This window comes from Micromonospora sp. DT4 (genome assembly GCF_049841675.1).
Taxonomy (GTDB): domain Bacteria; phylum Actinomycetota; class Actinomycetes; order Mycobacteriales; family Micromonosporaceae; genus Micromonospora.
In genome coordinates, this window is record NZ_JBNCKT010000024.1 from 39823 (window position 1) to 58831 (window position 19009).

Annotated in this window: 15 protein-coding genes and 1 pseudogene; 11 read left to right on the top strand and 5 right to left on the bottom strand. The window is 71.4% G+C overall.

What is annotated here, in order from left to right; genetic code table 11:
* The first annotated feature begins 248 nt into the window (after positions 1 to 248).
* Complete coding sequence (locus ACLQ24_RS10215; RefSeq protein ID WP_425890692.1) at positions 249 to 2558, top strand: BTAD domain-containing putative transcriptional regulator; 2310 nt, start codon at positions 249 to 251, stop codon at positions 2556 to 2558.
* Positions 2559 to 2789: 231 nt separating this feature from the next.
* Here ACLQ24_RS10215 and ACLQ24_RS10220 read toward each other — a convergent pair whose 3' ends face one another.
* Complete coding sequence (locus ACLQ24_RS10220; RefSeq protein ID WP_425890694.1) at positions 2790 to 3863, bottom strand: glycerophosphodiester phosphodiesterase family protein; 1074 nt, start codon at positions 3861 to 3863, stop codon at positions 2790 to 2792.
* A 1155-nt stretch (positions 3864 to 5018) separates the two neighbouring features.
* Between ACLQ24_RS10220 and ACLQ24_RS10225 the strand changes: the two genes are divergently transcribed.
* From ACLQ24_RS10225 to ACLQ24_RS10240, 4 genes are all read left to right on the top strand, one after another.
* Entirely contained in the window at positions 5019 to 6065 is a 1047-nt protein-coding gene (locus ACLQ24_RS10225; protein WP_425890696.1) for a polysaccharide deacetylase family protein, read from the top strand.
* 115 nt (positions 6066 to 6180) lie between these two features.
* Positions 6181 to 6762 carry a hypothetical protein gene (locus ACLQ24_RS10230; protein WP_425890698.1) on the top strand — a complete coding sequence of 194 codons (582 nt, stop codon included), beginning with the start codon at positions 6181 to 6183 and terminating at the stop codon, positions 6760 to 6762.
* A gap of 10 nt (positions 6763 to 6772) precedes the next feature.
* Entirely contained in the window at positions 6773 to 6919 is a 147-nt protein-coding gene (locus ACLQ24_RS10235) for a hypothetical protein (protein ID WP_425890699.1), read from the top strand.
* Between the two features lie 170 nt (positions 6920 to 7089).
* Positions 7090 to 8556 (top strand): PepSY-associated TM helix domain-containing protein, encoded by a 1467-nt coding sequence (locus tag ACLQ24_RS10240; RefSeq protein WP_425890701.1) that lies wholly within the window; start codon positions 7090 to 7092, stop codon positions 8554 to 8556.
* A gap of 67 nt (positions 8557 to 8623) precedes the next feature.
* Here ACLQ24_RS10240 and ACLQ24_RS10245 read toward each other — a convergent pair whose 3' ends face one another.
* Positions 8624 to 8953 carry a MarR family winged helix-turn-helix transcriptional regulator gene (locus tag ACLQ24_RS10245; RefSeq protein WP_425890702.1) on the bottom strand — a complete coding sequence of 110 codons (330 nt, stop codon included), beginning with the start codon at positions 8951 to 8953 and terminating at the stop codon, positions 8624 to 8626.
* A 145-nt stretch (positions 8954 to 9098) separates the two neighbouring features.
* Between ACLQ24_RS10245 and ACLQ24_RS10250 the strand changes: the two genes are divergently transcribed.
* Positions 9099 to 9470, top strand: coding sequence for an ArsR/SmtB family transcription factor (locus ACLQ24_RS10250; protein WP_354855751.1), 372 nt, complete (start codon positions 9099 to 9101; stop codon positions 9468 to 9470).
* A gap of 39 nt (positions 9471 to 9509) precedes the next feature.
* On the opposite strand, the gene ACLQ24_RS10255 is transcribed toward ACLQ24_RS10250, so the two are convergent.
* Both ACLQ24_RS10255 and ACLQ24_RS10260 read right to left on the bottom strand, forming a co-directional pair.
* Positions 9510 to 10328 carry an SAM-dependent methyltransferase gene (locus tag ACLQ24_RS10255; RefSeq protein WP_425890703.1) on the bottom strand — a complete coding sequence of 273 codons (819 nt, stop codon included), beginning with the start codon at positions 10326 to 10328 and terminating at the stop codon, positions 9510 to 9512.
* A gap of 73 nt (positions 10329 to 10401) precedes the next feature.
* The gene (locus ACLQ24_RS10260; RefSeq protein ID WP_425890704.1) at positions 10402 to 11394 is read right to left on the bottom strand and encodes a PaaX family transcriptional regulator C-terminal domain-containing protein; all 993 of its coding nucleotides are present in this window, start codon (positions 11392 to 11394) and stop codon (positions 10402 to 10404) included.
* Between the two features lie 277 nt (positions 11395 to 11671).
* Here ACLQ24_RS10260 and ACLQ24_RS10265 point away from each other — a divergent pair, with 277 nt between their 5' ends.
* The 3 genes from ACLQ24_RS10265 (at position 11672) to ACLQ24_RS10275 (ending at position 15637) form a co-directional block, all read left to right on the top strand.
* Complete coding sequence (locus ACLQ24_RS10265; RefSeq protein WP_425890705.1) at positions 11672 to 13039, top strand: extracellular catalytic domain type 1 short-chain-length polyhydroxyalkanoate depolymerase; 1368 nt, start codon at positions 11672 to 11674, stop codon at positions 13037 to 13039.
* Between the two features lie 277 nt (positions 13040 to 13316).
* Positions 13317 to 15095 carry a type IV secretory system conjugative DNA transfer family protein gene (locus ACLQ24_RS10270; protein ID WP_425890706.1) on the top strand — a complete coding sequence of 593 codons (1779 nt, stop codon included), beginning with the start codon at positions 13317 to 13319 and terminating at the stop codon, positions 15093 to 15095.
* Positions 15092 to 15637, top strand: coding sequence for a DUF4913 domain-containing protein (locus ACLQ24_RS10275; RefSeq protein ID WP_425890708.1), 546 nt, complete (start codon positions 15092 to 15094; stop codon positions 15635 to 15637). Before ACLQ24_RS10270 ends, ACLQ24_RS10275 begins: the two co-directional genes overlap by 4 nt.
* Before the next feature lie 1630 nt (positions 15638 to 17267).
* Here ACLQ24_RS10275 and ACLQ24_RS10280 read toward each other — a convergent pair.
* Positions 17268 to 17504, bottom strand: coding sequence for a hypothetical protein (locus tag ACLQ24_RS10280; protein ID WP_425890710.1), 237 nt, complete (start codon positions 17502 to 17504; stop codon positions 17268 to 17270).
* 337 nt (positions 17505 to 17841) lie between these two features.
* Between ACLQ24_RS10280 and ACLQ24_RS10285 the strand changes: the two genes are divergently transcribed.
* Both ACLQ24_RS10285 and ACLQ24_RS10290 read left to right on the top strand, forming a co-directional pair.
* Complete coding sequence (locus tag ACLQ24_RS10285; protein ID WP_425890711.1) at positions 17842 to 18192, top strand: hypothetical protein; 351 nt, start codon at positions 17842 to 17844, stop codon at positions 18190 to 18192.
* A gap of 223 nt (positions 18193 to 18415) precedes the next feature.
* Positions 18416 to 18937: pseudogene (locus ACLQ24_RS10290) on the top strand (metal-dependent hydrolase); the annotation flags it as partial.
* Between the last annotated feature and the right edge of the window lie 72 nt (positions 18938 to 19009).

The following is a 19009-nucleotide window of genomic DNA, read 5'->3' on the forward strand; positions in this document are numbered from 1 at the left end:
CCGCGCCCGTGCCGGTTGCTTGTACGGGCCGTTCGGGTGCCGTTGCGGCGGTCTGAGGGAAACCTGAGCGCGGCTTTATGCCGATAGCGCATTGCAGTCAGTAAGTACACCGACTCTTTTGGTTATGGCAATGCCGCTCGATGAAGGCAATGATCGTGCCGGGGGGAAGCCACGCCGGGCGGCGACTCGCAGGGCCCGGCTGTCTCTTCGCTCGCCTGAGCCTCCACGAGAGAACACAGGAGCGGTGAATGTCCGGAGACCTTGTCAACCATGCCTGGCGCGCGTCGACGCCGGCTCGCAGCGGAGGCGGGGGCGACGCATCGACAGCGGGGCGACAACCGACGAGCGGTGATCCAGGACGGGCGCTGCGCCACCTCGCCGCCGCCGGTGACCGTACAGCGGCGCACCTGTGGCTCGCCACTCAACCCGACCTGCTCGCCGCGACGCCCGACGAGGCCGACGCCCCGATCGCCCAGATCTGGCACGCGGCGTTGCGGCACCATCTCGCCGGGGAACCACACCTGGCGACAGCTCTCCTGGCGACCGCGCCGATCGGGGCCACCGGCCCGCACGCCGTGCAGGCGTACTGCCACGCAGCGGTGCACCACCTGCTCGACGACGACATCGAGCGAGCCAGCGCCGACGTCGAGGAAGCGGCCCGAGCCGTCCACGCATGCGGCGTCCCGACCACTTACCAGGCGTACACCCGGGTGGTCGTCCTGCTCGACGCGGCCACGGGCGACGCGGCGGCGACCCTCAGGCGGGCGGAGGCGACCGACGGGCTGCGCCGCGCCGACGCCGACCTGTTCCGCCTGATGGTCCATCTCGACCTGGCCAGCCACCTGCTGCGGGCCGGCGACGCCGCCGACGCGCTGCGGCACGCCGAGGCGGCCGTACGGCTGACCGAGGTGGCCGGCGACACCGGATACGAGCCGTACGCGCTGACCCTGGCAGCAGTGGCGAAGTGCCAGCTCGGCCGATTGGAGGAGGCGTTGGCCGACAGCGCCGCCGGGCAACGGCTGCGGGAGCTGGCGGGGATCGCCGCCGACGAGGCGTTCTCACTGGCCGCCCTCGGGATGGTGCACCGCCGTCGGCGAGAGCCGCGCCAGGCCCGGCAGGCGTTGGAGGGCGCCCTGGCCGCACTGGGCAACGGTCAGTCGCGCCCCGCCTCGCCGACCTGGGTGCTCGCCGAGCTGGCGCGCATCCGCGCCGCCGACGACCTGGTCGTCGCGCAGGACCTCGCGGACCGGGCGGTCACCATGGCGCGAGAGTCCGAGCGGCCGTACGCCCTGCTGGCGCGCGGATGGGTGGCGCTGCTGCGCGGTGACACCGCCGCCGCCCACTTCGACGCCGCCGAGGCCCGCACCGGCGCGACCGTCGGCCGACGACGCGCCACCCTCGTCGAGGCGCTCCAGCTCACCGTGCTCGCGGCGGACGACCCGCGCGCGTCCGCCGGCCTGCTCGACGACGCCGCAGCGCTCTGCCGGGAGTTGGGCGACCCGGCCGAGGAGGCCACCGTCCGGCTGATCGCCGCCCGGTTGCAGGGACGCCAGGCCCGTCGCGGCGCCGAGGGCGCCGCGCAGAAGCTACGCCGTTGCGGGGTACGCCTCGACCCGGGCGTAGCCGACGGGCTCACCGCGATCACGCTGCGCGTACCGGCGGTGGTCATCCACACCCTGGGCGACTTCCGGGTGTTCCGGGCCGGCGCGGTCGTCCCGTACGGCGAGTGGCAGTCCAAGAAGGCCCGGGACCTGTTGAAGATCCTCGTCGCGCACCGGGGCCGCGCCGTGCCCCGGGCCCGACTGATGGAGTTGCTCTGGCCGGACGAGTCGCCGACGCGCACCGCGAACCGGCTGTCGGTGCTGCTGTCCACGTTGCGCCGGGTGCTCGGCACCGGACACCGCACCAGCGGCCGGGGGGCGGTGCTGGCCGACCGGGGTTCGGTGGCGATCGACCTCGACGTGATCGACGTGGACGTCGAGACGTTCTTCACCGCGGCCGAGGAGGCGCAGGCGACCCTGCGGGCCGGGCACCCCGACACGGCCCGCGCGCTGGTCCGCGCCGACGAGTTGTACGGCGGGGACTTCCTCGCCGACGACCCGTACGAGGACTGGGCCCAGCCGCTGCGGGAGGAGGCGCAGGTCGCCCACACCAGCGTGCTGCGGGCCCTGGCCCAGCACGCCTCGGACACCGACCAGAAGCTGGTCTACCTGATGCGACTGGTGCACCGCGATCCGTACGACGAGGACGCCCACCTGGAGCTGGTGCAGGTGCTGCGCGCGGCCGGGCGGCACGGCGAGGCGCAGCGGCGTTACCGCACGTACGTCGAGCGGATGCGGGAGTTGGGCATCGCGCCGGCCGGTGGTCCGACGACCGGCGTCGACACCGGTCCCGCCGCTCCGCACGCGGATTTGCTGGCCGGGCCGGGGGCACGGGTGACCCGGTGGGGGCCGCCGGCCGCGCAGCCCGCGTGGACGGCGGAGGTGGACTCCACGCACCGTCCGCCCGGTCTCCCGGCGCAGCGGACGCCGAGACGGCTGATCGAGCACCCAGCCTGACCGAGCCGAGCGCCAGCTGCGACAGACTGACTCCATGACTGCGCCAGTCGAGAGCGTCACCGATCTGACCACCGCCATAGCCGGGGGACGTCGGTGCGCCGGGGCGTCGTGAGCGCTGGGCCGGTCCTGCCGGGGTTCGAGCCCGGATTGCCGGCCGCAGCCGGGCCGAGACCGGCCCCGCGAGCGTGCCTTCGCGGCTCACGGGGCCGGTTTCGGGTTCGGTCCGTGGGATCAGTGGCGGGGCTGGTAGCTCTTCGGCAGGCGCATGCCACGCTCGGCCATGATCGCCCGTACCCGGTTGGGGTAGTTGGTGATGATCCCGTCGACACCCATGTCCATCAGCGCGGACACGGTGGCCGGGTCGTCGCAGGTCCACGGGATGACCTTCAGACCGCGGGCGTGCGCCTCGGCGATCATGGTCGCGTCGGGGTAGAAGCGGAAGTTCGGGTCGCCGATGGTCCCGTTCTGCGGGAATCCGTAGTTGGGCGACAGGGCGGTGACGCCGGGGATGGCGGCGGCCGCCTTGACGAAGTCACCGTCGTAGTCGTCGGCGTCGATCCCACCCAGCCAGGGGGATGCGCCGGGCTTGCCGACCTGGAGGAAGTCGTAGTTCGTCAGCGCCACCAGCGGCCACTTCGGCGCGAGCCGGTGCATCTCCTTCAGCGCGCCCCAGTCGAAGGACTGGATGCTGACCTGCTCCTCGATGCCGGAGGCGCGGATTTCCTCGAAGACCCGCCGGACGAACAGCTCGCGGGGCGCGGTCTGCTCGGGCGCTCCCGCCTCGACCTTCGTCTCGATGTTGAGGGTGATCTGCTTGGCCTTGTAGCTCTTGACGAGGCCGAGGACGTCCTTCAACTCGACCATGCGGAAGCCCTTGACCTGCTCCTGCTCGGGGAAGCCCGGGAGCTGCTGGTAGCCGCAGTCCATGGTCTTGACCTGGGTGAGGGTGAGGTCCTTGAGGTACTTGCCGACGTACGGGTACATCGGGTCACCGGCGGTGACCGGCGCGGTGTCCGCGCACTTCTGCGCGCTGACCTGGCGGTCGTGGTTGACGACGACCTTGCGGTCCTTGGTGATCTGGGTGTCCAACTCCAGCGTGGTGACACCGAGGCGCATGGCCTTGGCGAAGCCCTCCAGCGACTCCTCGGTGGTCATGCCGATGCCACCGCGGTGCGCTTGGAGGTCGAAGTGGGTCTTCTGGGGGTGCAGGGCGCTGGCGCTGTCGACGGTCGACGCGTGCGCGGCTACCGGGGCGGCGAGCGCGGGCAGAACGGCGAGGCCCGCCAGAACGTGACGCAGGGACATGGTGCAAAACCTCAGTTCTTCAGGTGCAGATGCCCTGGTGAGGCTAGGTGGGAGACGGTCGACCACGATGACCTCGCCGCGAGCGGAGCGTGAACGCTCGCCGAACGTCAGAGGTGCCGGGGGCCGCCCGGGGTTCGCCGACGGCCCCCGCGTCGATGCGGTGGCCGTCGGCGAACGCGCCGGCTAACGCGCGGTACATCCGCGTGCCACGGGCGCAGGCGACGTAGAGGGCGGCGCGCACGATCGCGATGCCCGAGCAGGAACCCTCGGCGGTCGGATAGGTCCGCGCCGGCGCGATGTAACCCGCCGTGCCGCAGGTGCCGCTGGTGCCGCTTGCCGTCCGCACCGAAGCGCAACCGGCCACCGTTGTGGTGTCACAGTGAGCTGTGGCGGTATGGCGCGGCGGCCCAGCAACCGCCGCGCCACCGGCGCCTGTCGGCGCCGAAGCCGGACCGCCCGGTCCGCCGCTCCGGGCGGCCCGGCAGCGCAGTATCGGCCCCCGCCGGGCGGGCCTCCCGGCGGGCGGAGCACTGCGCGCACCGACGTCGTGCGACGCGATGGCGTCGACCGGCCGCCCCGCCATCGGCGGCCGGCGAACCGGGTCGCCGCGGGCGACCCGGATCGACATCCATCGAGGTCCGTCGGTGGCGAAAGTATTGGTACGACACGGATGCGCTGTCAACGTTTATCGGAAACTTTGCGAAAGGTCGGACGGGACAATCACACCGACGAGCACTGGTCATTCCTGGCCGGGGCGCCGGCCAGGCAATCGCACTCACTACCAACGTCCACTCCCCTCACCAATCGACCGCATCGATGCCGATAGTTCCGATGAATTTCCGGATCATGCCCCCTCCACATGCCGCCACCCGGCGTGAAGCTCATCCCCCGGCGGGCGCCCCGAGCCTCCGCTGCGAGCGGATCGCCACTGCTCCGCCCGGGGGCAGCACGTACGCGCCGACCCCTCCGGGCTTTCGGAGTACTTCCGGAACTTATTGACGTCCTCGAATTACCGCTGCAATACTCCGATCCACTGTGATCGATGCGACTCGGCATCCGTCAAGTTGCTTTCGATCTCCCCACCCACCACCCACACGTCCGGACCGTGCTGTCCTTCCACACCGGGACGGGCCCGGGCCGGTAGAAGGGGCACAGATGAGCACTGTCTCCGCTGGCACGCTCGTACGGTCCAGGCCACTACGGGCGGCGCTGGCCATCCTCGTAACCGCCACCGCGGCGTGCGGCGTCGTCGTCGTGGCCACCGCCACCCCGTCGAACGCCGCCACCTGCAACGGCTACGTCGGCCTCACCTTCGACGACGGCCCGACCGGCAGCACCAGCGCGCTGCTGAACGTGCTGCGCGCCAACGGCGTACGGGCCACCATGTTCAACGTCGGGCAGAACGTGCAGAACAACAGGTCGGCGGCGCAGGAGCAGGTGTCCGCCGGCATGTGGGTCGGTAACCACAGCTGGAACCACGCCCACATGACGTCGATGAGTCAATCCCAGATGCAGTCCGACCTTTCCCAGACGAGTTCGGCCATCCAGTCGGCGACCGGCACCCGTCCCCAGTTGTTCCGACCCCCGTACGGGGAGACCAACTCCACTCTCCAGTCGGTCGCCTCCTCGCTCGGGATGCGGCAGGTGATCTGGGACGTCGACTCCCAGGACTGGAACGGCGCCAGCGTCAGCCAGATCGTGTCGAACGCCAGTCGCCTCCAGGCCGGTCAGGTCATCCTCATGCACGACGGCATCCAGAACACCCGGGACGCCATCGGCCAGATCGTGGCGAACCTGACCAGCCGCAACCTCTGCCCCGGCATGATCTCGCCGTCCACCGGCCAGGCGGTCGCGCCCGACGGTGCGACCCCGCCGCCGAGCAGCACGACCCCGCCACCCGGCGCGACGACCCCGCCGCCCAGCGTTGGCTCCTGCACCGCCACCGCGTCCACCACCAACGTGTGGGGCGACCGGTACAACACCTCGGTGACGGTCAGCGGCAGCAGCGCCTGGACCGTGGTCGTGGCCCTCACCTCGCCGCAGCGGGTCTCCACCGTCTGGAACGGCAACGCCACCTGGGACAGCAGTGGCACCGTGATGACCGTGCGGTCCAACGGCAGCGGCAACACCTTCGGCTTCACCACGATGTTCAACGGCAACAGCAACGCCCGGCCACAGATCCGCTCCTGTAGCGCCGGCTGACAAACAGAATCGTCCCGCGTGACGCGCACGGCAGCGCCACGCGGGACGAACCCGACCACCCGGGCAGGTCCATTCCCGCACCCGGCTGGTCACCGGACCACGCCCGGTTCACGCGGTGCGGCGGCAGTCACTCGGCGACGACGAGGGCTTGCGGAGCCGCCTGCTTCATCCGGGTACGCAGCCACTTGAGCTGGATCGCCAGCAGCCGGACCCCGCGCTGCTGGCCGCCATCGAGCAGCACTCGTCCTCGGGCCAGACGCCGGCGGCATCGGCGGCGGCGCCCACCGGGTCGTCGGCCGCGCCCTCCGCGCCCCCAGCGGCCTCGAACGAGAAGGGTGGGTGCGGCGCGCTGCTCATGATCGGCGGCGCGGTCGCGGCCGACGGCACCTGGAGCGTTCCCCGGACGCTGGCACGGCCCGGCGGTTACCGCGTCTACGCCGACCTCTTCGTCAACGCACCCGACGGCCGAGCAGTACCCCTCGTGCTGGGCGTCGACCACCACGTGCCGGGCGTGTACGCGCCGGCCGCGTTGCCACCGGCCCGGGCGCAGGCGACGGCCGGACCGTTCACGGTGTCGATGACCGGCACGCCCACGGCCGGCGTCACGTCGCCGGTGCGCTTCCAGCTCACCCGCTCCGGTGCCGCCGCAGCGGTACCTGGGCACGTACGGGCACCTGGTCGTCGTCCGCGCGGGTGACCTCGGGTACGTGCACGTGCATCCGGAGCCGGATCTCGTCGACGGAACGGTCGCCTTCTGGCTGACCGTCCCCAGTGCCTGCCGGTACCGGGCCTTCTTCGACTTCCAGGTCGACGGGAAGGTCCAGACCGCCGAGTACACCATCAACCTGCCCTGACCGGCGGCTCGCGCCGCCGCGCCCCGATCCGATCCGGAAAGTGGCGGGAACCACACCGGCCCATGTCGCGACTACCTCACAGGGCCACACCACGCGACAGATCACGCCGGGCGACCTGCCAGCACGAGGAGTGCCCTCGGGCACCTCCCGACAATCCCGATCGGAAAAGCATGTCTCTGACCGAGCTGTCCGGCACGTCGACGCCGGAACCCCCCACCCCCGCGGAATCCCCCGCCCAGCCGGTCCGGCGTACCTCGCCGTTCGGCGCGCTGCTGCTCCGGCTGCACTTCTACGCCGGCATCCTCGTCGCGCCGTTCCTGGTCGTCGCCGCGTTGACCGGGCTCGCGTACACGGTCACGCCGCAACTGGACAGCGCGCTCTACGGAGACCAGTTGACCGTGGGTACCCGCGGTGACCGCACACTCCCCCTCGCCGACCAGATCGCCGCCGCCCGCTCCGCGCACCCCGCCGGCAGCATCGCCACCGTCCAACCCGGAGGCGGCGATCGGACCACCCGGGTGGCGTTCTCCCTGCCGGAACTCGGCGAGAAGGTGCACACCGTCTACGTCGATCCGTACACCGCCGAGGTCCGGGGCCAGCTGACCACGTGGTTCGGCTCCACGCCGGCCACCACCTGGCTGGACGACCTGCACCGCAACCTGCACCTGGGCGTGGTGGGCCGGCACTACTCGGAGCTGGCGGCGAGCTGGCTCTGGGTGCTCGCCCTCGGTGGGCTGGTCCTGTGGTGGCGGCGACGCAGCGCCTCCCGGTCGGCCGCCCGGCACCTGTTCGTGCCGAACCTGTCCACCGCCAGGGGTGTCCGCCGCACCCGTGGATGGCACGCCACGACCGGCGTCTGGCTGGTCGTCGGTCTGCTGTTCCTCTCGGTGACCGGGCTGACCTGGTCCCGGTACGCCGGAACGAACTTCGGCGCCGGCCTCGACGCCGTCGACGCGCGTTCCCCCGAGATCTCCACCAGCCTCACCGCCGCCCCTACCGAAACCGGCGGCGGTCACCACCACGGCGACGCCCCGGCGGACGGGGTCGTCGACCCCACGGCCTTCGACCGGGTCCTGGCGGCCGCCCGCGCGGCCGACCTCTCCGGGCCGGTCGAGATGACCCCGGCGCAGGAGCCGGGCACCGCGTGGGTCGTCACGCAGCTCGACAACACCTGGCCGGTCGCGAAGGACCGGGTCGCCGTCGACCCCACCGCCGCCACGATCACCGCCCGCAGCGACTTCGCGGACTGGCCCCTCCTGGCGAAACTGAGTGGCCTCGGCACCCAGGCCCACATGGGTGTGCTCTTCGGCCCGGTCAACCAGATCCTGCTCGCCGCGCTCGCCCTCGGGCTGCTCTGCGTCGTCGTCTGGGGCTACCGGATGTGGTGGCAGCGCCGGCCGACCCGGGCCGATCGGCGCGCGCCCGTCGGCACCCCGCCCGCCCGGGGCGGCGTCCGCCGGCTGCCGCTCTGGACGGTGCTGCTCGGCGTGCCGGTGATCGTGGCGGCGGGTGGGGCCGTACCCCTGTTCGGCCTCAGCCTGCTCACCTTCGGAGTCGTCGACGTCGTCGTGGGCGTGACGTCCCGACGTCGGCGTGCCGACCGGACGCCCGTCTCCCCCGCGCCGGCCGGGAGCTGACCAGTCCAGTCCGGCCCGATCCCGTACCGCTCGCGCGGGACGGGCCGGCCTCGGCCCCCGGTGGCACTCAGCCCTCGGTGTCGTACCCGCGCGGCGGGAGGCTCGCCACGCTACGGCGCAACGCGGCCCTGAACTCCTGGTACAGGTCGGGGCCGAGCGCATCGGAGAGCTTCTGCTCGATGACGGCCACGAAGCCGTCGGATGCCTCCATGAGCCGGAGTCCCCGCTCGGTCGGCATGATCAGCTTCGCCCGACGGTCGCCCGGGTCTGGCGTACGCCGGACGTAGCCCAGCCGATCCAGCTCGTCGAGGATCGCGCCCATCGTCTGCTTGTTCCGCCCGGCCAGGCACGCCAGCTCGCCGGGGCGCGTTCCCTCCGGATCGAGGTAGGCGAGCACGGCGCCGTGGCGCGGTCGACGCGCTCTTCGGCGACATCGCCGGAGAGCGCGTCGGGGGGCACGAGGCGTCAGTGTTGCGCGGAGCACATCATCGGTTCGGCGATTTGTCTGGTTCGGCCGCTCGATTCCCCAGGTTGGTGGAACGATGGCTGTCGTGGGAACCGCCGATACCGCCATGCCTGCCATCTCGCCTCTTGCCGGCGAGCCGATCAAGCGCGCCGACGCCGAGCGACTCGCTGGAGTACTGAAGGCGTTCGCCGATCCGGCCCGACTTCGACTGCTCAGCCTGATCCAGGCCGCCCCGGAGGGCGAGGCCTCGGTCACCGACCTCACCGCGCCGCTCAACCTCTCTCAGCCGACTGTGAGCCATCACTTGCGGATCCTCACCGAGGCCGGCCTGATCGAGCGTGAGAAGCGCGGTGTCTGGGCGTACTACCGCATCGTGCCGTCGGCGATCGCGGCGATAGCCGACCTGCTGACCCCGCCGCGCAAACGGCCGACGAAGAAGACCCGCTGAGCGACCGCCTCACCGGCGCGTCGGTGACGGCCGTCGTCGTCAGGGGACCCGGGCGACCGCGCCGTTGAACGACACGTCCCGCACGGACGGGCGCGGCTGTGGCGCGTCGTCGGCGTGCCACCGCGCCACGGAGACGATGCCCGGCTCGACGAGGTCCAGGCCCTTGAGGAGGGCCGCGAACTGCTCGGTGCTCCGGGCCTGGAAGCGGCCGTCGCGGTTGTTGGCATCCAACTCGGCGGTGACAGCGGGCGGCAGATATTCCCAGGTCACGTGCGAGGCGACCACGTAGCTGCCGGACGGCAGCGCGGCGACGAGTCGATCGAGGATGCCCTTGGGGTCCTCGTCGTCGCGGATGAAGTGCAGGATGGCCACCAGCATCAGCGCGACAGGCTGGGTCAGATCCAGCGTCGTACGCAGATCGGGATGGGCGAGGATCTCAGCCGGCTCACGCAGGTCGGCGTCGAGGTACGCCGTCCGACCCTCGGGGGTGCTGGACAACAGCGCGCGGGCGTGGGCGAGGACGATCGGGTCGTTGTCGACGTAGACGACACGGGCCGACGGGTCGACGGCCTGCGCGACCTCGTGGGTGTTGTCGGCGGTCGGGATGCCGGTCCCGATGTCCAGGAACTGCCGGACACCGTGCCGCGCCAGGAAACGCACCGCGCGTTGCAGGAACATCCGGTTCTCGACCGCGGCGAGCCGGATGGTGGGCATCGCCGCGGCGAGGGCGTCACCGGACGCCCGGTCGGCGGCGAAATTGTCCTTGCCGCCCAGCAGATAATTGTACCGGCGAGCTGGGTGCGCGACTGACGTGTCGATCCGGTCGGTGGCCGAAGGGTTCCCGCCGTGTGACGTCATCCGACCTCCCCGTCGCCGCGCGTCCTCCACAAGGTACACATCCCGGCGGCGAGGCGCGTACCGCCGACGCCGCTCAGGAGGCGCAGCCCTGGGCCGCCTCGGCCGCCTCCGCACCGCGTACACCGGCCAGGATGTCGGCGGTGGTGTGCGCCCGGATGCAGGACTGCGCGTCCTCGGCGAACCGGGCGACGACCGCCCGGACGTGCCGCTCGGCGGGTGCGGCGAGGCCGTCGTAGACGGTCTCGAAGAGCTCCCGCGCCGGCTGCCTCAGCCATCCGGCCGGCAGGAGGCGCAGGGGCAGTCGCGGGTCGAGGGTGGGAAAGCGACGGAAGGTGTCCATCACCTCGGTGCGCGTCCGCACCGCCGCCGCGCCGTCGACGCCTCCGGAACGCACCTGCGGCACCAGGGGTGCCCACCGTCGCAGGAACTCCTCGTAATGCCGACTGATCGCCTCGACGTCCCAGGCGTCGATCGGTGTGCGCTGGGCGATGGCGTCGAGGTCGGCCTGTCGCCCGCGGAACACCGTGACCGCGCCCGGAGTGAACCCGGCGAGTTGGGCCTTGCCCTGCGCGCTCAGCTCGTACGGCGAGATCCACAGCCCGTCGTACAGGGGCGCGTACCCGAGCCAGCGGAGCTGACCGCGCAGGGCCCGCCGCTGCGCACCGCGATCCTGCGGCAGGGAGAAGGCGACGATGGTCCAGCAGCCGTCCCACGCGGTCACCTCCGTGGTGGCGGCCAGGATCCAACTCCCGCCGCTGGACAGGTTCGCGGCGGCGGCGCGGCTGAGCCGGTAGGAGCTACGCCGTCCCTCCCGGCTGCCCTCCAGCACGGCGCGACGGGCCAGCCGGCTGATCGCGGCGCGCGCGCCTGCCGTGCTCACACCGGATTCGGCCAGCAGCGCGACGAGGGCCGCGGACGGAACCCGCGCACGGGTCCGCAACGTGTAGTCGGCCAGCAGGGTCACCGCGAGGTCCTGCGGGGAGCTGCCGGACTGCCGCCGCGGCAGTCGCGGAGGGTCGTCCCCGTCGTCGGGATAGATCTCCTCGATGGTGAAGGGGTCTGCCACGGGCACTCCCGGCTCGACTCAGGGACGGGTGCCCCGACTGTAGACGGAGCGCCGGGCAACGGTGTCGACGCCACTACACCTTGATCGAGATACATCGATTGACACTTCGGCGACCGCGAGGAACACTATCTGCTACGCGACGCCGTACGCAGCCGGGCACAGGGCGAGCACACGTAGTGGGCGAGGCGCGATCACCACGGGCAGTCGGGCGCACCCGTGACCGCACAGCGCGCGCGACCACACCCAACCCGCACAGGCGATCGAAGGAGTCATCCCCGTGAAAATTCGAAGGAAACTGCTGCTCGGCCTGGTCACGTCACTGGTGGCCGCCGGCCTGGTGGCCCCCGCGCTCCAACCCGCGTACGCCGCCTCGCTCACCGAGGTGACCGCCTTCGGCGACAACCCGGGCCGGATGCGCATGCACATCTACGTGCCGGACGCCCGCCCGGCCAAGCCGGCGATCGTGGTGGCCATGCACGGCTGTGGTGGGTCGGGCCCCGGCTTCTACTCCGGCAGCGAGTTCGCCGCCCAGGCCGACCGGTACGGGTTCGTCGTCATCTACCCGACGGCGACCCAGCAGGCCGGCTTCGGTAACTGCTTCGACACCTGGTCCGACGCCGCCAAGCGCCGCGGCGGTGGCAGCGACCCGGTGTCGATCATCTCGATGATCCGCTACGCGCAGCAGCAGTACGGCGGCGACCCCGACCGGGTGTACGCCACCGGCAGCTCGTCCGGCGGCATGATGACCAACCACATGCTGGCCCTGTACCCCGACGTGTTCAAGGCCGGCGCGGCGTTCATGGGAGTCCCCTACAACTGCTTCGCCAACGCGGCGGACTACCCACCCGGGAGCAGCCAGTGCACCGGCGGGAACATGAACCGGACGCCGCAGCAGTGGGGTGACGCCGTCCGGGGCGCCTACCCCGGCTACGCCGGTCCCCGCCCACGGATGCAGTTGTGGCACGGCACCAGCGACACGCTCGTGCCGTACTCGCTGCTCCAGGAGACGATCGAGCAGTGGACCAACGTGTTCGGGCTCAGCCAGACACCCACCTCCACCGACACGCCGCAGGCCAACTGGAACCGCCGCCGGTACGCCGACGCCAACGGAACCGTCCAGGTCGAGGCGTACAGCATCCAGGGCGCGGGCCATACCCTGCCGGCCGGCGGCATGGCCGCCGCCGCGGTCGCCTTCTTCGGCCTGACCACCCCGCCGAACCCGACCACGCCACCGCCCAACCCGACGACCCCGCCGCCGGACCCGACCACGCCACCGCCCAACCCGACGACCCCGCCGCCGGGCCCGACCACGCCACCGCCGAGTTCCGGCGCGTGCCGTGTGGGCGTCGCCATCAACGCGTGGAACACCGGCCTTACCGAGAACATCACCATCACCAACACCGGCACCAGTGCCGTCAACGGCTGGTCGCTCGTCTTCACCCTGCCCGGCGGACAGAGCATCACCTCGGGCTGGAACGCGACCTACTCCCCCACGTCTGGCCAGGTGACGGCCCGCAACGCCTCCTACAACGCCAGCATCCCGCCGAGCGGATCGGTGACCGTCGGCTTCCAGGCCACGCACACCGGCAACACCGCCCGGCCGAGTTCGTTCACCCTCAACGGCGCGACCTGCACGATCGCCTGACCAACGGCGACCAGGTCCGACGAGATCGGGCCGGCCCCGTCGCGGGCAGCGGCGGGGCCGGCCCGGATGCGGCCTGGCGCGGTCGAGGCCGGATACAACAGCGGTATCCGGCCTCGACCGTAACGCCGCCGGGCGTCGTCCGGACGCCGCCGCAGGCCGGCCAGTTCTTGTGAAACTTCCTGATCAAGGTCGGATCGCGGCCGGGCATCCCGGTGCACCTGGAGCCCACCGAGACGGAGATGCGCCTGGGCAACACCGACTTCCGCTGGACAATGGTGTGAGCCGCCCCGCCGGACCGCGCGGTGGCCACGACGACGCCGGCCTACTCGTCGGCGGCATCGCCGCCTTCGCCCTGGTCGCCGCCAGCGGGGTGTGGCTGCCGGTCGCGCTCACCCACCCGCCCGGCTACACCGGGGGCGGCCCGATCCGGGTGGCCGCCGCGGTGGTGCGCGGCGAGATCTCCTGGACCACCGCGTGCACGCTCGTCGCGGCCATCGAGGCCGGCGTCCTGGCGCTGCTCCTCACCGTGGGAGTCGTGGCCTGGCGGTGGGCTCGTCGGCGACGTACCCGCGTCGACTCCGCTGCCCGGCGGATGGCCAGCCGCGCCGATCTCGCCCACCTCAGCCCCAAGGGCGTCGCCGACAGCGGCCGGCGACTGCGGCCCAGCCTCGCCGACGTCGACCGGCCCGACCCCGACCAGCTCGGCGTGCTGATCGCCTACACCGTCGCCGGCGCGACGCCACTGCGCCAGTCCTGGGAGGACATGGCCGTCGACATCTGGGGCCCCCGCACCGGCAAGACCACCAGCCGGGCCATCCCCGCGATCGCCGCCGCCCCCGGGCCCACACTGGTCACCAGCGTCAAGGGCGACATCGTCGACGCCACCCGCGACCTGCGCGCCGAACGCGGCACCGTGTGGGCATTCGACCCCCAGCACATCCTCGGCACCGACCAGGGCGTGTGGTTCAACCCGCTGCGCGCCGTGGCCACCATCACCGACGCCCGCCGCCTCGGCGAGCACTTCGCCGCCGCCGGACGCGAACCCGGCGTCAGCCGCGACGCCTTCTTCGACCCCTCCAGCGAGGAACTGGTGGCCAACCTGCTCCTGGCCGCCGCCTGCTCCGGCCGGGACATCCTCGCCGCGTACCGATGGGCGGTCAGCCCCCGCGACGACGAACCGGCGATGCTGCTGCGCGAGCACGGCTTCGCACTGCCCGCCGACGCGGTCTCCGGCGTGGTCAACATGCCCGACAAGACCCGCGGCGGCATCTACGCCGGCGCCCAGAAGATGCTCATGTGCCTCACCGAGCCCGCCGTCACCGCCTGGGTCACCCCACCGACCCGTGGCAGAGTCCTCGAGTTCGACCCGGCCGCGTTCGTGGTGAGCACCGACGTGCTGTACCTGCTCTCCCAAGGCGGGCCCGGCTCCCCCGCCCCGCTGGTCGCCGCCCTCACCGACGCCGTCCTACGCGCCGGCAAGCTGCGCGCCCGCGCCTCAGCCGGCCGCCGCCTCGACCCACCGCTGCTGAGCATCCTCGACGAAGCCGCGAACATCTGCCGCCTGCGACAACTGCCCAACCTCTACTCCTACTACGGCTCCCACGGCCTGCCGATCATCACCATCCTGCAGTCCTACCCCCAAGGCGTCGACGTGTGGGGACGCGAGGGCATGCGCAAGCTCTGGTCCGCGGCGAACGTCCGCACCTACGGCGGCGGCGTCGCCGACCCCGACTGGCTCGAAGAACTGTCGAAGCTGATCGGCGAGCACGACGTCACCACCCGGTCGACCAGCAGCAGCGGATCCGGGTGGGGCCAGCGGTCGGTCTCCCACGCCACCCGCCGCCAGCGCATCCTCGACGTCTCCGACCTACACGCCCTGCCCCGCGGCCGGATGGTCGTCTACGCCTCCGGCGCCCCGCCCGCCCTCGCCCGCACCGCCCCCTGGCAAGACGGGCCCTACGCGGCCGCGATCCGCGCGTCGATCGCGCACTGGGACCCCACCGGCCGCACCGACTGGACCCTCACCCCCGACGTCCCACCGGAGCCGATCCCATGACTACGCCGACCGCCGGGCCGGCCGCCGACGCCGTCGCCGACCTCAGCGCGCTCCTTGGCCAGCTCGCCGGCGATCCGGGCGCAGCCCCGCCGGTCGCCGAGGCGCCGGCGGCGGAACCGGAAGGCACGGAGCCGGTGTACCGCAACGTGGAGGCGTTCGTCGGCGACTACCTCGCCCACGTCGTCGAGCGGCGCCTCGCCTCCGGGCCCACCAGCGGCATCAACTGGTGCCCGCGGTGGTGGGCGCACCCCGAGGCGATCTCCCGCCTGTACGCACTCTGGCGGGCCTGGGAGACGCTGCGGGTCAGCGACCCGCAGACCGGCATGAGCATCTGGTGGCGCGACCACCTCGACCCGCACCTCGCCGCGCTGGCCGCCGAGTACGGACCATTCAGCCGGTGCGGCCCGGACAAGCACACCGAGCCCCGCCCCCTGCCGGTCGAGCCAGCGCCACCGGACGTGCTGGCCCAGCTTCCCGACGCCGGCGCCCCTGATTCCCCGGCATCGCTCGCCGGTCAGGTCGCCGCCAGCACCGGTGGGTAGTAGGTCGTCGACGGGCATCGACGGCACGTCCATCTGTGGTGACCGCGGTGCGTGCCCGGTGGCGGGCAGGGGCAGGGCGTCCATCCCACCATCACCTCTCCCGGGACCAGGAAATGCCGATCAGGTCCGGAGCAGTGCGCGGGGGCGGGCGCGACAAACTGGCGCTTGCCAGACCTGTCGACCCGCACTTGGTGGGCCAGCGCGTCGCAGCGTGGACAGGCGGGAACGACGCCACCGGTGACCGGGCGGATGCGCCCGTGCGTGAGGCAGGTCCACTCCCCCGCCCGCAGCGTCGGCGTCAGCCGCCCCCAGTCCACGGTCACCCTCGGACGGTACGGCACCTCGCGCACTCTTCCCGGCGTAGCAAGAGGGCGCCGGCCGCCGGGCGGGCTGACAAAACTGAAATCCCTCTACACTGTGTCGCCATTAGATTACGAGTAGTGGCCATCTCCGTAGGCTCACTGTTGGTGCTGGCTGTCGCCGGATGCAGCACCGCACCGTACGACGAACGCATGCAGTTCCTCGACGGGATCTCCCAGCAAGGGATCGACTACCGGGGCGAGCTCTACAAGCAGAGAGCACCACGCCATCAAAGGACGCCTGCAAGATCGGATACGACCTACTCGCCCCAGGCGATCTCCCGCACGACACCCCTGGGGGCACCACTGAAAAGTGGCGCGGGCAGGTGGAAGAGGCCGACGTCAAGGGCTGCATGACCGGGGAGTTGAAGCCCAAGCCAGACGTCGACGGGGTCGACGCCGTCACCCCAGTTCCCGTCACCGCACCCCCGGCCGCCCCCAGCTCTCCGGCGGCGTCGCCGGCTCCCTGAGACCTCCGCGCGGTCGCGCTCACAGATCCTGACTCCGTGCTGGTCCCGGTCCCGGGCCAGCACGGAGACCTTTCGCAGGCCGCCCGCCACTTCTCTCACTTGAAGCCGCTCCTGTCGTTGCTGCTGGGTGCACTGATGATGCACGCCCGCGCGTAGGCGGCTCTCGAAACTCTCGAAACCCGTGAAATCGACGGTTTCATCCGTGGCCTAAAGACGCAGGCCACTTCCGGTGCAGCGAGTTTGTTCGTCGGTGATCGGTCCGGTGGTCCTGGTGGGCAGCTCGGTGTCGAGGTACAGCGAGACGCCGTCTGCGCAGCGTCGGGGAACACGGGGCGGCTGGTGTGGGTGCCCGTGAGCGCCTGGGCGATGGCGGCGGCTGCGGCGTGCAGTTCGTCAACGTCGTCGGCGACGAGCCGGATCCGGGTCACGCCGTCACCACCGCGGCGGTCAGCCTCTGCTGTGGTCAGCGCGGTGGTAAGCCAGGGGTAGCGGCGCGCTGGCCGTCGACGACGGAGCCGGGGGCCACGAGGTAGCCGCCGAGGCGTTGGGGGTGGACGGAGCTTTGGGTATGACCTCTGACACCACCAACTGGGGAACCTCTTCGGTGGCGATAGTCCCCGCGTGTACAGGCGAAACGCGATAGCTGGACCGATAGAAGCCGTATAACTGAGGTTGACGATTTCTAGTAGTCCGGTGACACTGGCGGGGCGCGAAAGCATCAACACAAGCATCCGGTACTCCCGTACCCGGATACAAGCAGCGGAGCCGGTGCGCGAACACCGACTCCGCCGCCGAGCAGACCTAGCGGATCCGCCACGTCTTGACCGCTAGATCGGTTGCCGCCACGAGGGCCTGCACCGTGAGGTGTAGGCCCTCGTCATGCAGGAACAGACCCACGAGCTGCAGTCCTGTTCGCGCATAGGGCCACACCCAGATCAGCCAGGGTGGCTTCTGTGGGACAGGATCGCCGGGCGTCGCCGCCTGGTCCTCCAGTCCGTTGTGGTGTTGCGGAGGCACCTTGCCGGTTCCCTTCGCCATCTGTCACGGCTTGCGCCGCGCGGAGCAGCAAGCCGCCACTCCGGCCGGTCGCGGCGGGTTGGCGTACTCCTACTGAGGCGCTTGGAACCGGGGATGAACCCCTGCCGCTGATCGAGGCGAGCCTCTGTGGAGGGCGACCTGATCAGCTGCAAGAGAAGCGTATCCAGCGGCGTACGACAGAGCCGAGTCGCCGGTGACGCGAACGGCCAGTTAGATTCCCATTCCCAGATAAGCAGCAGGCGTCTGACCAGCATGAATGTGCACCACCGACTGCGATGGACAGTGCCATCGCGTAACGGCTAGTCGTTTGCGGGGGCGCCCTCGCTACAGTCTGGGAATGCCCTCTACCACGCGCCGCGTCTGCGAGAACGCGGGGTGCCCGAAGCGGCCGGTCAGCAGCCGCGCCAACGCCCGGTACTGCAGCTCAGGATGCCGCCAGCGTGCATACCGCCTGCGGCTGGTCGCCTTCGCGCTCTACGAGATCAGCAGATGGACTGACCACAACTGCGACTACTGCTCGAAGAGCCTGCCCGCCGCGGTGAAGGGCAAGGCCGGACCACGCCTGCTCAGGAGAGACGCGGTGTACTGCAGTGAGCGCTGCCGGGGCAGGGCCTACCGCAAACGCCAGCGCGGTGAACAACTGCGCAAGAGCGCCGGCATCTCTCTGCCCGATCGTCGCGGTCGGTGACAGCGCTGGCAACGGTTGTCCGCGACTGGGTTTGCGCAGCTGGCACCTAGTCTCGGGGCGGTGTGTCAGACGGTGCGTCGAGTTGCGTTGTGGCTATGGGCGTCCCGCGACTTCGCCGGACATTGGACTACGTGCTCGGCACGGGATACCCCCATGTCGGCGCTCTCTGCGATGCTGATTTCACGTTTCGTGTTTGCGCGTGGAGGGTGGTGGCTCGGCGGTGATGGGGCGCTCTCACGCGCTGTCTGGGGCGGTGGTGTGGCTGGGTGGCTGCGCGGTGGCGGCGGGGTTGGGGGCGCGGGTGGTGGTGGGCACGGTGGTGGTCGGCGCGGCGGTCACCGCTGGCGGGGCGTTGCTGCCGGATGTCGATCACCCCAATTCGGTCGTTGCCCGGTCGTTGGGCCCGGCGACCCGGCTCGTCGCTCGGGGCGCGGCGTCGGGCGCGGCGGCGTTGCGGGCGGGCACGTGCCGTTGTTGCGTAGGTCGGGGTGGGCACCGGGCGGTCACGCACACCCTGGTGTTCGCCGTCACCGCGGGACTGTTGGTGTCGCTGCTGTGCTGGATCGGCGGTGACGTCGCGGCGGCGGTCATCGCTGGGCTGGCCGCCGCGCTGGCGGTGCGCGGGGCGGTGCGCAAGCGCACCCGTGGGGCGTACGGGGCGGCGGCGGCCGGGCTGTTCGTCGGGGTGATGGCCGCGGCGTTGCCCGGTCCGGTCGCCGGTTGGTGGTGGGTGGGCCTGCCGCTAGCCCGAGTTTCCTAGATAAGTTGATCTTGAGGGGATGCGGGGTTCGGCGACATGAGGGTTGAGCTGCACGGA

Bases quoted from the DNA above. Each gene is read 5' to 3' on its own strand.
- ACLQ24_RS10285 (WP_425890711.1), top strand. From the start codon at position 17,842: ATGCCCTCTACCACGCGCCGCGTCTGCGAGAACGCGGGGTGCCCGAAG.
- ACLQ24_RS10255 (WP_425890703.1), bottom strand. From the start codon at position 10,328: ATGACGTCACACGGCGGGAACCCTTCGGCCACCGACCGGATCGACACG.
- ACLQ24_RS10280 (WP_425890710.1), bottom strand. From the start codon at position 17,504: ATGGCGAAGGGAACCGGCAAGGTGCCTCCGCAACACCACAACGGACTG.
- ACLQ24_RS10250 (WP_354855751.1), top strand. From the start codon at position 9,099: ATGGCTGTCGTGGGAACCGCCGATACCGCCATGCCTGCCATCTCGCCT.
- ACLQ24_RS10225 (WP_425890696.1), top strand. From the start codon at position 5,019: ATGAGCACTGTCTCCGCTGGCACGCTCGTACGGTCCAGGCCACTACGG.
- ACLQ24_RS10240 (WP_425890701.1), top strand. From the start codon at position 7,090: ATGTCTCTGACCGAGCTGTCCGGCACGTCGACGCCGGAACCCCCCACC.
- ACLQ24_RS10220 (WP_425890694.1), bottom strand. From the start codon at position 3,863: ATGTCCCTGCGTCACGTTCTGGCGGGCCTCGCCGTTCTGCCCGCGCTC.
- ACLQ24_RS10215 (WP_425890692.1), top strand. From the start codon at position 249: ATGTCCGGAGACCTTGTCAACCATGCCTGGCGCGCGTCGACGCCGGCT.
- ACLQ24_RS10275 (WP_425890708.1), top strand. From the start codon at position 15,092: ATGACTACGCCGACCGCCGGGCCGGCCGCCGACGCCGTCGCCGACCTC.